The following is a 13,847-nucleotide window of genomic DNA, read 5'->3' as shown; positions in this document are numbered from 1 at the left end:
GGCTACGTGTTTCATCGAGCAGCCTGAGGCACCTGTTGTAGGCATCCTTGTAGACGTTGTTGCTCTTCGACATCCCTGACCCGTTGCACGCCGTCGCTTGCGGCTGCTGGCTTGAAGCGCAATATGACGTTCCCATGACCCCTGAAAAGCGAAATCGCTTTCGGAACACCCAAGGACATGCGGAACTCCCCAGCGAAAAAACAATTGACGCAAAACTGTTTTTTCACGATAAAAGACATTATCTTTTAACAGGCGCGTGTCAATCCGCCCGCGCATCCCAGGATCACCCAGGAAACCGCCCGTGAACGCCTCCAACAGCATTCTTCTGTCTCCCGCCGACAATGTCGCCGTCGCCAACGGCCGCATCGAGATCGGCACCACGCTGCCGGGCGGTGCCGTCGCCACTGCGCTGATCGAGCCCGGCCACAAGGTGGCGATCAAGCCGATCGCCGCCGGCGAGGCCGTGGTGAAATACGCCCAGGCAATCGGCCGCGCGACACAGGACATCGCGCCGGGCGAGCACGTTCATTCGCACAATCTGGTTTTCGAATCCGGCCGTTTGCCCGTAGTGCCGCCGAGCGAGGCCGAGCACGCCACGGAGGCCGACCGCAGCCGCACCTTCATGGGTTATCGCCGCGCCGATGGTCGTGCGGGTACGCGCAACTTCATCGGCATCATCGCCAGCGTCAATTGCTCGGCCACGGTTTGCCATGCCATCGCCGACCAAGCCAACCGGACCCTGCTGCCGAAATATCCCGGCATCGACGGTTTCGTCCCGATCGTCCACGGCCAGGGCTGCGGCATGAGCGGCACCGGCGACGGCATGATGGTGCTGCACCGCACGCTCGCCGGCTATGCCCGCCATCCCAATTTCGGCGGCGTGCTGATGGTCGGGCTCGGCTGCGAGGTCAATCAGCTCACCCTCTATGGCCAGAAGGGCGCTGCTGCCGGCAAACGCCACTTCAACATCCAGGACGCCGGTGGCTCGCGCAAATCGGTCGAAAAGGCGATGCTGGTGCTGGCCGAGATCGCGGAGGAAGTCGGCCAGCTGAAGCGAGAACCGATCCCGGTCAGTGAGATCGTCGTCGGCCTGCAATGCGGTGGCTCCGACGGCATGTCCGGCATTACGGCCAATCCGGCGCTGGGCGCAGCCGTCGACATCCTGGCCGGCGTCGGCGGCATCGGCATCCTTTCAGAAACAACCGAGATCTATGGTGCCGAGCACCTGCTCGCCTATCGCGCGGCAACACCGGAGATCGCGCAGAAGCTCGACGGTTTCGTCAAGTGGTGGGAGGATCACGTCGCCAAGCATGGCGCCTCGATCGACAACAACCCCTCCCCTGGCAACAAGCGCGGCGGCCTCACCACCATCCTGGAGAAGTCGCTGGGCGCGGTCGCCAAGGGCGGCCAGACGCCGCTCAACGGCGTCTTCGGCTATGCCGAAAAGGTCACCGGCAACGGACTGGTGTTCATGGACACGCCCGGCTACGACCCGGTCTCGGCCACCGGACAGGTGGCGGGCGGCGCCAATGTCATTGTATTCACCACCGGCCGCGGCTCGTGCTTCGGCTGCCGGCCGACGCCGTCGATCAAGGTCGCCAGCAACTCGACCATGTATCACACCATGGAAGAGGATATGGACGTCAACTGCGGCGTCATCGCCTCGGGCGAGAAAACCATCGCCGGCATGGGCCGCGAGATCTTCGAACTGATTGTCGAGACGGCTTCCGGCCGCAAGACCAAGAGCGAGGATTTCGGCTACGGCGACAACGAGTTCGTGCCCTGGCATCTTGGTGCAACGCTCTAACCCGTTGTTTTTGCGTAATTCCCAAGGGAAAGCGCTATGCGCTTTTTCCGGGAAAGCCGTTACACGTCTTTCCTGGAATTGCTCTAGATTGAACGGACATCTGAAGGCTGCCAACCGGACAACGGTCGGCAACAGGGAGGTTTTCGCATGAACAAGCGCCGCATCGGTCAGACCGCGCTCGAGGTCACCGAGATCAGCTTTGGCGGCGCCGCGATCGGCGGCCTCTACCGCGCCTGTTCGCGCGAGTCGGCGATGGAGACGCTGCAAGGCGCCTGGGAGGCCGGCCTGCGCTATTTCGACACCGCACCCTTCTACGGTTTCGGCCTGTCGGAACGCCGCTTCGGCGACTTCCTGCGCTACAAGCCGCGCGACTCCTATGTGCTGTCGACCAAGGTCGGCCGCCTGTTCCGCCCGGTGCCGGACGACCGTGTTCCCGATCACTCCTATGTCGATCCGCTGCCGTTCGCGCTGGACTACGACTATTCCTATGACGGCATCATGCGTTCGGTCGATTTCAGCTATGCGCGGCTTGGCCTCAACAAGATCGACATCCTTTTCGTCCACGACATCGGCGCCTATACGCATGGCGTCGAGAAAACCAAACTGCATTTTCGCGAGTTCATGGATGGCGGCTTCAAGGCACTCGAAGAGCTGAAGCGTTCCGGCGTCATTTCCGCCTATGGGCTTGGCGTCAACGAGGTCCAGATCTGCCTCGATGTAATGCGTCGGGCGCCACTTGATTGCATCCTGCTCGCCAGCCGCTATTCCTTGCTCGACCGCAGCGCCGAAGCGGAACTGCTGCCATTGTGCAGGGCACAACAGACGTCACTCGTCATCGGCGGCGTGTTCAACTCCGGCATCCTCGCGACCGGGCCCGTGCAAGGCGCGCATTTCGACTACCTGCCCGCCAACCACGACGTGCTGGACCGCGTCGGTGCGATGGAAAGGATCGCCACCGAGGGTGGCTATCCGCTGGCCGCTGCCGCGTTCCAGTTCCCCTTGCATGAACCCGCGGTCGCCACGGTGCTGACCGGCACCGCCAAGCTGGCAAACCTGACCCGCAACCTCGAATTGCTCGACGTCGACGTGCCCGAGGCGGAATACGCCAGATACCGACCCTATACGCTGGTGCAGGAGCTGGCGTGAAGCTCCCATCCAACCCCTGTGAAAGCTGACCCATGCTTCACATTCTTGCGATCCCATAAAAGAATGAATATTCCATATTGACTAAAGAGTGGAATTAATATTCCATGTCTTCACGGAACGAAACGGAAGCGTTTGACGGCGGCAAGGGAGGAGTGGCGCGGTTATCTTGCCCCTGCCAGACCTCGGCAGGGTGAAGCGAAACACCGCTTGCATCGGACAGGTCGATGCACTATCAAAACACTGTAAATGTTTTTTATTGATAAAGTTCTGTTTGGGCCACGCCTATCCGGACGGAGCTTCCGTAACGTTCACCGGGCGACTTAGGGAGGATTCCTAATGAAATTCGTAACCAGCATTCTCAACCGCCGCGCCGTGATGACGTTGGCAGCAGCTTCGATGCTCGCCGGCGTTATGCATTCGGTGCCGGCTTCGGCGGCGGACGTGACCATTCCGATCATCGTCAAGGACACGACGTCCTTCTACTGGCAGATCGTTCTGGCCGGCGCCCGCAAGGCCGGCAAGGACCTGGGCGTCAACGTACCGGAGCTCGGCGCCCAGGCTGAAACCGACGTCAACGGCCAGATCTCGATCCTCGAGAATGCCGTCGCCGGCAACCCGGCCGCCGTCGTCATCGCGCCGACCGAAGCCAAGGCGCTTGGCAAGCCGATCGACGAAGCCGCTGCCAAGGTCAAGGTCATCGGCATCGACTCCGGCGCCGACTCCAAGGCCTTCACCTCGTTCCTGACCACAGACAACGTGCAGGGCGGCCGCGTCGCCGCGGACGGTCTTGCAGCAGCCATCGGCGAAGCCAATGGCGGTAAGGTCGAGGGCAAGGTCGCGTTGATCACGGCACTTCCAGGTGCCGGCTCGCTGGAACAGCGCGCCCAGGGCTTCAAGGAACAGCTCAAGGCAAAATATCCGGGCCTCGAGCTCGTCGCCGACAAATATGCCGACGGCCAGGCCACCACCGGCCTCAACATCGCCACCGACCTGATCACCGCCAATCCGGACCTGAAGGGCATCTTCGCCTCCAACCTGATCATGGCGCAGGGCGTCGGCCAGGCGATCGCTGAGAACAAACTCGCCGGCAAGGTCGGGCTGATCGGCTTCGACAGTGACGAGAAGCTGATCAAGTTCCTCAATGACGGCGTCATTTCCGGCCTCGTCGTCCAGGACCCGTACCGGATGGGCTATGACGGTATCAAGACGGCGCTCGCCGCCTCGAAGGGCGAAAAGGTCGAGGCCAATGTCGACACCGGCGCCAACCTCGTCACCAAGGCCAACATGAAAGACCCGAAGATCGACGCGCTGCTCAACCCGAAGCTCTGAGCCGTCGCATCCAAATCGTTTCCGGGGCCCCGCGCCCCGGAAACACCACTGCCGGCACAAACGGCTTGGCAATCCACAAGCTTGAGCTAGGCTGCCTTTCGGGGCCTATCCTTGCCTTGCAGCGTGCCAATCGTGAGGCTAATCTGGGAGGATTGTCATGACGTCGACGGCGCAGGAACTGCATCCGGCACCCGTGCTGGAACCAGGGCGGACCATCCTCGAATTGCGCGGGTTGGAGAAGCGCTATCCCGGCACCCACGCCCTGAAGCCGGTCAACCTCGCTTTCAAGTCGGGCGAGATCCACGCCATCGTCGGCGAGAACGGCGCCGGCAAATCGACGCTCATCAAGCTTCTCACTGGCGTCATGCCGCGCACCTCCGGAGAGGTGATCTGGGAGGGCCAGCCGGCAGCCTTGGCGACACCGCATGAGGCGATGGCACTCGGCATCAATGCCGTGCACCAGGAGGTCGTACTCTGCCGTCACCTGACGGTGGCAGCCAACATGTTCCTCGGCGAGGAGAATTCGCGCTTCGGCATCCTGCAGCAGCGCGCCATGGTCAAGGAAGCGCAGAAGATCATCGACGATCTCGGCTTCGATCTGCCGGCGCATGTCACGCTCGGCGACCTAACCATCGGCCAGCAGCAGCTGATCGCCGCCGCCCGCGCCACCGTGCGCGGCACGAAATTCCTGATCTTCGACGAGCCGACCGCCTACCTGACCCGCAAGGAGGCCGACCAGCTCTTCACCCTGATCCGCCGGCTGAAGGGCGAGGGCGTGACGATCATCTACATCAGCCACCGCATGGAGGAAGTGTTCGAGCTGGCTGACCGTGTTTCCGTGCTGCGCGACGGCACGCTGGTCGGCACCCGCAACATCGCCGAGACCAACGACGCGGAGCTGGTCAAGATGATGATCAACCGCTCGATCGAACAGATCTACCACAAGGAACATTTCACACCGGGCGCGGCGATCCTCGAATCCAGGAACCTTTCCGGCAAAGGCTTCGAGAATGTATCGATGACGGTCCGAGCCGGCGAAATCGTCGGGCTCTACGGCCTGATCGGCGCCGGGCGCAGCCAGTTCGTCACCACGCTTTACGGCCGCCACCGTAAATCGGCCGGCCAGATCCTGTGGGAAGGCAAGCCGGTCCAGATCAACTCCGAGCATGACGCGATCAAGCTTGGCATGGCGCTGGCACCGGAAAGCCGTCGCGATCAGGGTCTCTGCCTCAACCTTTCGGTCGGCCTCAATCTCAACCTGCCGATCTACAAGCGCATCTCGAACAATCTGCTGATCTCCAATGCGCAGGAAAGGACCCAGGCCGACCGCCAGATCGCCGATCTCAGGATCAAGACGCCGACGCGCAGTGCACTGGCGTCCAGCCTGTCCGGTGGCAACCAACAGAAGATCGTCATCGGCAAATGGCTGGCCCACGGCGCCAGGCTGTTCATCTTCGACGAGCCGACGGTCGGCGTCGACGTCGGCACCAAGGCCGAGATCTACCGCCTGTTCAGCGTATTGTTGTCGAAGGGAGCCGGCATCATCCTGATCTCGTCCTACCTGCCCGAGGTTTACGAACTGGCCGACACGCTGCACGTATTCCGCCGCGGCAAACTGGTCGCCACGCACGGGTTCCGCACCGCCGACCATGAGGAAATTCTCACACAGGCGCTCGCCGAGAAACAAGAAAAGCTGGGAGAACAGATATGAGCACCGAGGCGATTCCTGCCGAAAAACCGAAGCGCAACTACAATGCCCTGTTCGGGCTGACGCTGCTGGCGCTGCTGGTGCTTCTGTGGGTCATCCTGTCATTGTCGACATCAAGCTTTGCTTCGGCCAACAACATCTCGAACCTGCTGCGCCAGGGCTCGATGATCGCCATCCTGGCCGTCGGCCAGACCTTCGTCATCATCACCGGCGGCATCGATCTTTCGGTCGGCGCCGTGGTTGGCTTCGCCACCGTCATAGCCGCGATGCTGATCAATGCCGGCATCCCGGTCTTCCTCGCCATCCTTATCACCTTGCTGGTCGGCGTCGCCATCGGCCTGTTCCATGGCTTCGGCATCGTCAAGATGGGGCTGCCACCCTTCATCATCACGCTGGCAACGCTGACGTCGTTGCGCGGCATCGGTCTTTTGATGACCAACGGCAATTCGATATCGATCAACAACGATGCCTTTCAGGAGTTCTCGCGCAACTCCTTCCTCGGCGTCCCCAACCTGTTCTGGATGGTGATCCTGGTCGGCATTCCGGCCTACATCTTCCTCCATCACAGCCGTTGGGGCCGGTATTTGTTCTCGGTCGGCTCCAATGCCGAGGCCTCGCGCCTGTCCGGCGTCAACGTCCAGCGAACCATCTACATGGCTTACACGCTGTCGGGTCTCTGCGCGGCGTTCGTCGGCGTGTTGCTGGCCTCACGCATCGGCATCGGCAACCCGACCCAGGCCGAGGGTTGGGAACTGCAAGCGATCGCGTCGTCGGTAATCGGCGGCACCTCGCTATTCGGCGCGGTCGGCTCGGTGCACGGGCCGCTGCTCGGCGCCTTCATTCTGGCCACCATCAACAACGGCGCCAATCTCTTGAACGTCAACGCCTTCTGGCAGCGCATCATCACCGGCGCGCTGATCATCATCATCGTCTATTTCGACGGGCTGCGACGCCGCGGTAGCAAGTGACCATAATTTGAGATCGATCGCCGGCCCTGTCGCGAAAATGGGCCGGCGATTTTCATGACAAACTGGATTGAAGCATGAAAGCCGTCGTCTGCCGCTCGCCTGGCGAGCTCGTCCTGGAAGACCGTCCGGCGCCGAGCGCGCCACCTCCCGGCTGGGCGCTGGTGGCTGTCAGCCATGTCGGCATCTGCGGCACCGACTATCATATCTTCGAAGGCAAGCACCCATTCCTCGCCTATCCCCGCATCATGGGCCATGAAGTGTCGGGAACGATCGTCGAGACCGGCGAAGGCGTTGAACTTTCCGCTGGCGAGCCGGTGGTCATCAATCCCTATCTTTCCTGCGGCAAGTGCATCGCCTGCCGGCACGGCAAGCCGAATTGCTGCGTCAGGATCGAGGTGCTCGGCGTCCATCGCGACGGCGCCATGTGCGAACGGATTCTGGTGCCGGCACAAAACCTCTATCCGGCAAACGGCCTGTCGCTGCCCGACGCCGCCGCTGTCGAGTTCCTGGCCATCGGCGCGCATGCTGTGCGACGCGCAAGCGCCGATCCCGGCGCCCGCACGCTGGTCATCGGCGCCGGTCCGATCGGGCTCGGCACCGCCATCTTCGCCGGCATCGCCGGGCTTGACGTGACGCTGCTCGACATGAGCAGCGAAAGGCTTGCCTTTGCCGCGAATGAGCTCGGCTTCCAGACCCTCGACGGTTCGCGCGGCGCGGTGTCTGATCTGGTCGGGCAAGCGACCGCTGGCGAAGGCTTCGATGTGGTCTTCGACGCCACCGGAAACACCCAGTCGGTGCAGTCGGCCTTCGCCCATGTCGCGCATGGCGGAACACTGGTGCTGGTCAGCGTCGTCAAGGACGACATCACCTTCTCCGATCCGGAATTCCACAAGCGCGAGATGACTCTGATCGGCAGTCGCAATGCGTTGCGCGCCGACTTCGACCACGTCGCCGCCTCGATCCGCAACGGCGCCGTGCCATTGGCCAAGCTCGTCACCCACCGCACCACGCTGGCCGGCACGCCACATGATCTCGCGCGCTGGGCACACGAGAAATCCGGTCTGATCAAGGCTGTGATAGAGGTCGGATAAGAGCAATTCCAGGAAAAGTGTGAAGCGGTTTTCCCGGGAAAAGCGCTTAGCGCTTTCGCTAAGGGAATTGCGTTCGACAATCTAGGCAACCGGCGGTGTCGGCTCACAACGCCGACAATTTGAGTTCGACCCGCTCGGCCGGGAACCGCGACTCGGAAAACTGGATCGGCTGGCCGTCGGGTGTGACGTTGACGGCGACCGTGACCAGCACGATTGCGCCGGGCTGCAGGTCGAGGTCGGCAAGGTCGGCGGCATCGGCATGGCGTGCTGACAGCATGGTCGATTGCCTGAGATAATCGTCTATGCCGAAACGCGCCAGCGACGCGGTGATCGAGCCGGTTTGTGCCATGGCGGCATCGATGCCGGCAAAGCGCCTAGCCTCGAACCAGCCGGCAGCGCGCGACGCCGGGCGACCGTCGGCTTCGCCGCGCGTTTCCAGCCGGATCACGTTTGTCCCCCTGGCTAGGCCAAGCCCCTCGGCGACGCGCTGGCTGGCCGGCTCCACCGACGAGGAAAGCAGGACTATATGCCGTTCCGACGCCTGCCCTTGCAGGCCTGCCGAAAAGCGTGTGCGCGCGCCGATCGGATAGGACAGCCGCTTGCGCGACAGCACGAATGTGCCGCGTCCCTGTTCGGCCCGCAGCACCCCTTCCTGCACAAGGGCTGCTATGGCACTGCGCACCGTGTGACGGTTGACGCCATAGCGCTCGGCCAGCGCAACCTCCGGCGGCAGCGCTGCATTCTCGGCGAAATCGCCGATGGCGATCGCATGCAGGATCTTGTCGGCGATCTGCCGCCACAGCGAGACACCACTCCGCCGCTCGATGCCGTCCGCTTCCAGCTGCCCGACCATTAATTGCCCCAGCCTCCCATTGCTTGTCATCCACCCGTCATGGACTCGCGCTAGATAATAAGTATAATTTGTATAGTTGTCTATATCAATAGACAAATTTAGACAAGAGGAATGTTGCTCATGCGAGGACAGGAAGCCCGCGACCAGGCCGAGCGCAAGGCCGCCATGGCAACACTGGCACAATCCAGCGGCGATGACATCGTCCGGCTCTGGAACGAGGCCGGGCTGCCTTCGGAAGCTGAGCTGCTGCGCGGCCCGGAGACCGGCCTGGTCACCGTGCGCGGCCGCATCGGCGGTGGCGGCTCCCCCTTCAATGTCGGTGAGACGACGGTTACCCGCGCCACTGTGCGGCTGCCGTCCGGACAGGTCGGTCACTGCTATGCGCTTGGCCGCGACAAACAGAAGGCGAGGCTGGCGGCCATCGCCGACGCGTTGTGGCAGGACCCGGCGCGTCGCGCCGAGGTCGAGACCGGGCTCATAGCGCCTCTGCGGTCGGCTCTGGCCACGGCGCATGAACGGCGCCGCGCCGAGACGGCGGCAACGAAGGTGGATTTCTTCACCATGGTTCGCGGAGAAGACTGATGGAGATCGCAGCGCAATCGATAGAAGGCGGTTTCGCCGATCCGGTCTTCAACGCCCAGACCGTGTTTCGCGCGATCATGGACGCGATGGCACGGCCGGGCAGCATGCAGCCCCTGCCCGCCTTCGCCCGCCCGCCGGTGCCGCTTTCAGCGACCGCCGGCGCCGTAGCGCTGGCGCTTTGCGACAACGACACCGCGCTCTGGCTCGACCCGGCTTTGCAGGCCTCTACCGCGATCAAATCCTGGCTTGGTTTCCACACCGGTGCGCCCTTGGCCAACACGCCGGCCGATGCGCATTTCGCTTTGATCGCCACGCCGGCCGAGATGATGGCACTCGATGGTTTTTCACAAGGCACGCAGGACTATCCCGACCGCTCCACGACACTGATCCTGCAGGTCAGTGATCTCGTTTCGGGTGCCCCGCTGCTGCTCGAAGGCCCCGGCATCGAGACCAGTGCCACGATCGCGCCGGCGCAGATGCCGCGTCATTTCGTCGAACAGTGGAAGCAGAATAACCAGCGCTTTCCGCGCGGCGTGGATATCATCCTCGCCACATCGGATGGCGTCGCCTGTCTGCCGCGCACAACGCGCATCAAGACGATGGGGGCCTGAGATGTATGTCGCGGTGAAAGGTGGCGAGGCGGCCATTGCCAACGCCCACAGCCTGCTCGCCGACCGCCGGCGCGGCGACCGTTCGGTGCCCGCCCTTCGCCTCGACCAGATCGTCCAACAGTTGGCGCTGGGCGTCGACCGGGTGATGAGCGAAGGCTCGCTCTACGACCGCGAGCTGGCGGCGCTTGCCATCGTCCAGGCGCGCGGCGACCTGATCGAGGCGATCTTCCTGGTGCGCGCCTACCGCACCACATTGCCGCGCTTCGGCTATTCCAAGGCGATCGACACTGCCACCATGCTCGTCGAGCGGCGCGTTTCGGCGACCTACAAGGACCTGCCCGGCGGCCAGCTGCTCGGCCCGACCTTCGACTACACGCACCGGCTGCTCGACCCCGAGCTTGCCGCCGGCGGCGATGTCGCCGAGCCGCTGCAGCGCGAGACGGAAGCGCAAGCCATGCCCCGCGTTTCTGCGATCCTTGCTCGCGAGGGCCTGATCGAGCCGGATGGCGAGATGCCGCAGGACCATGTCCCCGGCGACATCACCCGCGAGCCGCTGGAATTCCCGATGGCGCGCGATATCCGCCTGCAGGCGCTGTCACGCGGCGATGAGGGCTTTTTGCTGGCGCTCGGCTATTCAACGCAGCGCGGCTATGCCCGCAACCATCCCTTCGTCGGCGAGATCCGCATCGGCGAGGTCGAGCTGGAACTGGATGTCCCCGAACTCCCGTTCGCCGTGCCGCTCGGCAACGTGCGGGTCACCGAATGCCAGATGGTCAACCAGTTCAAGGGCTCGGCCAAGGCGCCGCCGCAATTTACCCGCGGCTACGGCCTGGTCTTCGGCCAGAGCGAGCGCAAGGCGATGGCGATGGCGCTGTGCGATCGGGCATTGCGCGCTTCGGAACTCGGCGAAGATGTCGTCGCCGCCGCGCAGGATGAGGAGTTCGTCATATCGCATTCCGACAATGTCCAGGCGACCGGCTTCGTCGAGCACCTGAAGCTGCCGCACTATGTCGACTTCCAGGCCGAACTCGACCTCGTGCGCCGCATGCGCGCCGAATATGACGCCCGCGAAAACCCGGTGAAGGCGGACGACAAGAGGGAGGCCGCGGAATGACCGCTCAACCGACAGACATCGCCACCTACAACTTCGCCTATCTCGACGAACAGACCAAGCGGATGATCCGCCGCGCAATCCTCAAGGGCATCGCCATCCCCGGCTATCAGGTGCCGTTCGCTTCGCGCGAGATGCCGATGCCTTATGGCTGGGGCACCGGCGGCGTCCAGGTCACCGCTTCGATCATCGGCCCCGACGATGTCTTGAAGGTCATCGACCAGGGCGCCGACGACACCACCAACGCGGTCTCGATCCGCGCCTTCTTCAAGAAGGTCGCCAATGTCGCGGTGACGACCGATACCGCCAGCGCCACCATCATCCAGACCCGCCACCGCATCCCCGAGCATCCTCTGACGGCGGGCCAGGTGCTGGTCTTTCAGGTGCCGATTCCCGAGCCGCTGCGCTTCCTCGAGCCGCGCGAGACCGAAACGCGGAAAATGCATGCGCTGGAGGAATACGGCCTGATGCACGTGAAGCTCTATGAGGACATCGCCAGGCACGGCCGCATCGCCACCACCTATGCCTATCCAGTCAAGGTCGAGGGTCGCTATGTGATGGACCCGTCGCCGACGCCAAAATTCGACAATCCCAAGATGCACCGCTCGCCGGCCTTGCAGCTGTTCGGCGCCGGTCGCGAAAAGCGTATCTATGCCGTGCCGCCGTTCACCGAAGTGGTCAGCCTCGACTTCGAGGATCATCCGTTCGAGGTGCAGACCTTCGACCAGCCCTGCGCGCTGTGCGCGGCCGAGAATGTCTATCTCGACGAAGTCATCCTCGACGACCATGGCGGCCACATGTTCGTCTGCTCCGACACCGATCACTGCGAGAAGCGGCGTGAAGAGGGCCATCGCGGCCATCTTGCCCCCCATACCGCTGGCGAGGAGATTCAGGCCATCCGGGATCACTCCAATGGGTAGCTCTTTCGTTGAAGTAGATGAAAAGGGCTTCTGGATGAACGACAGCCTGCTGTGTCTTTGGCTGCGTTTGCTCGCATTGCATGTCCAATCCAATCTCGATCAGTCGGCTCCAGAAATGGTCGCCCGGGAAGAATGGCTTTTGCAATCCGAGTGCCATGCTCCAGGTATCGTTGTCGTAGATTTGGACCGCGTAGCGCACGATCAGAACGCGAAGCAAAAAGTGGTCAGCGCGATAGGGCGACTCCTCTCGATGTTGGAGAAACACGCAAGGATGCTCGAACCCGCCACGATTAATCTTCTCGGACTCAGCATTGCTTGGTCACACCCAATCGAGACCAGTCGGCTGCTCGAAATCGGCAACGCATTTCTCGACCTGTTCGCCGGCAAAATCACGACGGGAGCAGATAGCACAGAATTCATGCCAGGATCCCGTCCATGACCGACGAACCATTGCTGCGCATCTCGGCGCTCTCCAAATTCTACGGCTCGCGCGTCGGCTGCGACAACGTCTCCTTCGACCTGTGGCCGGGCGAAGTTCTGGCAGTGGTCGGCGAGTCCGGTTCCGGCAAGACGACCCTGCTCAACTGCCTGTCGACCCGGCTGCTGCCGAGTTCCGGCACCGCCAGCTACCGCATGCGCGACGGCCAGTTCCGCGAGCTCTACCGGATGAGCGAAGCCGAACGCCGCTTCCTGATGCGCACCGACTGGGGGTTTGTCCACCAGAACCCGGCCGACGGCCTGCGCATGACGGTGTCGGCCGGCGCCAATGTCGGCGAACGGCTGATGGCGGTCGGCGACCGCCACTATGGAAAAATCCGCGCCACGGCCGTCGACTGGCTGTCGCGCGTCGAGATCGACGAAGACCGCATCGACGACGAGCCGCGCGCCTTTTCCGGCGGCATGCGCCAGCGCCTGCAGATCGCCCGCAACCTCGTCACCGGGCCACGGCTGGTGTTCATGGATGAGCCGACGGGCGGCCTCGACGTCTCGGTGCAGGCACGCCTGCTCGACCTGCTGCGCGGCCTGGTCACCGACCTTGGTCTCGCCGCCATCGTCGTCACCCACGACCTCGCCGTGGCGCGTCTTCTGTCGCAGCGAATGATGGTGATGAAGGACGGCCGCGTCGTCGAAAGCGGTCTCACCGACCGCGTACTCGATGACCCGCGCGCGCCCTACACCCAGCTTCTCGTTTCCTCGATACTTCAGGTGTAACCCATGCCGACGCCCCTCGTTGTCTCCGACGTCGCCAAGAGCTTCACCATGCATCTGCGCGACGGCATCAAACTGCCTGTAGTCGCCGGTGTCTCGTTCTCGATCAGGGCTGGCGAATGCACCGTGCTCGGCGGCCCGTCCGGTGCCGGCAAGAGCTCGATCCTGAAGATGCTCTACGGCAACTACGCCGTCGACGAGGGCCAGATCATCGTCAAGCACGATGACGGGCTGATCGATCTCGCCACCGCCAGTCCGCGCACCGTGCTTGCCATACGCCGGCAAACGATCGGCTATGTCAGCCAGTTCCTGCGCACTGTGCCACGCGTCTCGGCGCTTGACGTCGTCGCCGAACCGCTGGTCGAGCGCGGCGAGGACCGCGAGAACGCGCGCGGCAAGGCACGCGCCTTGCTGGCGCAGCTCAACCTGCCGGAAAAACTCTGGGCGTTGCCGCCGGCAACCTTCTCCGGCGGCGAGCAACAGCGCGTCAACATCGCGCGCGGCTTCATCAC

The 13,847-nt window shown here is 63.1% G+C and carries 15 protein-coding genes; 13 read left to right on the top strand and 2 right to left on the bottom strand.

Features of this window, described 5'->3' with window-relative positions; translation table 11 throughout:
- Positions 1 to 321, bottom strand: a 321-nt coding sequence (locus AC1D0I_RS31270; protein ID WP_477399977.1) for a hypothetical protein, incomplete at its 3' end; no start/stop codon positions are given.
- On the opposite strand from AC1D0I_RS31270, the gene AC1D0I_RS31265 reads away from it, so the two are divergent.
- From AC1D0I_RS31265 to AC1D0I_RS31240, 6 genes are all read left to right on the top strand, one after another.
- On the top strand, positions 302 to 1,807 hold the full coding sequence (locus AC1D0I_RS31265) for a UxaA family hydrolase (RefSeq protein ID WP_457152185.1): 1,506 nt from the start codon (positions 302 to 304) through the stop codon (positions 1,805 to 1,807). The two genes, AC1D0I_RS31270 and AC1D0I_RS31265, sit on opposite strands and share 20 nt — an antisense overlap.
- Before the next feature lie 147 nt (positions 1,808 to 1,954).
- A complete protein-coding gene (locus tag AC1D0I_RS31260) occupies positions 1,955 to 2,953 on the top strand; it encodes an aldo/keto reductase (protein ID WP_477399976.1) in 999 nt (332 codons plus the stop codon).
- Between the two features lie 336 nt (positions 2,954 to 3,289).
- Positions 3,290 to 4,282, top strand: coding sequence for an ABC transporter substrate-binding protein (locus tag AC1D0I_RS31255; RefSeq protein ID WP_095084765.1), 993 nt, complete (start codon positions 3,290 to 3,292; stop codon positions 4,280 to 4,282).
- Between the two features lie 157 nt (positions 4,283 to 4,439).
- Complete coding sequence (locus AC1D0I_RS31250; RefSeq protein ID WP_477399974.1) at positions 4,440 to 5,993, top strand: sugar ABC transporter ATP-binding protein; 1,554 nt, start codon at positions 4,440 to 4,442, stop codon at positions 5,991 to 5,993.
- Positions 5,990 to 6,958, top strand: a complete 969-nt coding sequence (locus tag AC1D0I_RS31245) for an ABC transporter permease (protein ID WP_477227872.1) — start codon at positions 5,990 to 5,992, stop codon at positions 6,956 to 6,958. Before AC1D0I_RS31250 ends, AC1D0I_RS31245 begins: the two co-directional genes overlap by 4 nt.
- Before the next feature lie 74 nt (positions 6,959 to 7,032).
- Positions 7,033 to 8,049, top strand: a complete 1,017-nt coding sequence (locus AC1D0I_RS31240) for a zinc-binding alcohol dehydrogenase family protein (protein ID WP_477399972.1) — start codon at positions 7,033 to 7,035, stop codon at positions 8,047 to 8,049.
- Between the two features lie 103 nt (positions 8,050 to 8,152).
- Here AC1D0I_RS31240 and phnF read toward each other — a convergent pair whose 3' ends face one another.
- Complete coding sequence (gene phnF / locus AC1D0I_RS31235) at positions 8,153 to 8,902, bottom strand: phosphonate metabolism transcriptional regulator PhnF (protein WP_477399970.1); 750 nt, start codon at positions 8,900 to 8,902, stop codon at positions 8,153 to 8,155.
- Positions 8,903 to 9,022: 120 nt separating this feature from the next.
- On the opposite strand from phnF, the gene phnG reads away from it, so the two are divergent.
- The 7 genes from phnG to AC1D0I_RS31200 form a co-directional block, all read left to right on the top strand.
- Positions 9,023 to 9,484, top strand: coding sequence for a phosphonate C-P lyase system protein PhnG (phnG, locus tag AC1D0I_RS31230; protein ID WP_477399968.1), 462 nt, complete (start codon positions 9,023 to 9,025; stop codon positions 9,482 to 9,484).
- A complete protein-coding gene (gene phnH, locus AC1D0I_RS31225) occupies positions 9,484 to 10,095 on the top strand; it encodes a phosphonate C-P lyase system protein PhnH (protein WP_477399966.1) in 612 nt (203 codons plus the stop codon). Before phnG ends, phnH begins: the two co-directional genes overlap by 1 nt.
- 1 nt (position 10,096) lies before the next feature.
- Positions 10,097 to 11,209, top strand: a complete 1,113-nt coding sequence (locus AC1D0I_RS31220) for a carbon-phosphorus lyase complex subunit (RefSeq protein WP_477399964.1) — start codon at positions 10,097 to 10,099, stop codon at positions 11,207 to 11,209.
- Entirely contained in the window at positions 11,206 to 12,126 is a 921-nt protein-coding gene (locus AC1D0I_RS31215; RefSeq protein WP_477399962.1) for an alpha-D-ribose 1-methylphosphonate 5-phosphate C-P-lyase PhnJ, read from the top strand. The genes AC1D0I_RS31220 and AC1D0I_RS31215 overlap by 4 nt, the downstream gene beginning before the upstream one ends.
- Positions 12,119 to 12,565 (top strand): hypothetical protein, encoded by a 447-nt coding sequence (locus AC1D0I_RS31210; protein ID WP_477399960.1) that lies wholly within the window; start codon positions 12,119 to 12,121, stop codon positions 12,563 to 12,565. Before AC1D0I_RS31215 ends, AC1D0I_RS31210 begins: the two co-directional genes overlap by 8 nt.
- The gene (phnK, locus tag AC1D0I_RS31205; RefSeq protein ID WP_477399959.1) at positions 12,562 to 13,338 is read left to right on the top strand and encodes a phosphonate C-P lyase system protein PhnK; all 777 of its coding nucleotides are present in this window, start codon (positions 12,562 to 12,564) and stop codon (positions 13,336 to 13,338) included. The genes AC1D0I_RS31210 and phnK overlap by 4 nt, the downstream gene beginning before the upstream one ends.
- A 3-nt stretch (positions 13,339 to 13,341) precedes the next feature.
- Positions 13,342 to 13,847: phosphonate C-P lyase system protein PhnL (locus AC1D0I_RS31200; protein ID WP_477399957.1), on the top strand; the 506-nt coding region annotated here is incomplete at its 3' end.

This window comes from Mesorhizobium sp. P2_D1 (genome assembly GCF_056404455.1).
This window is presented reverse-complemented; position numbering and strand designations above follow the sequence as displayed.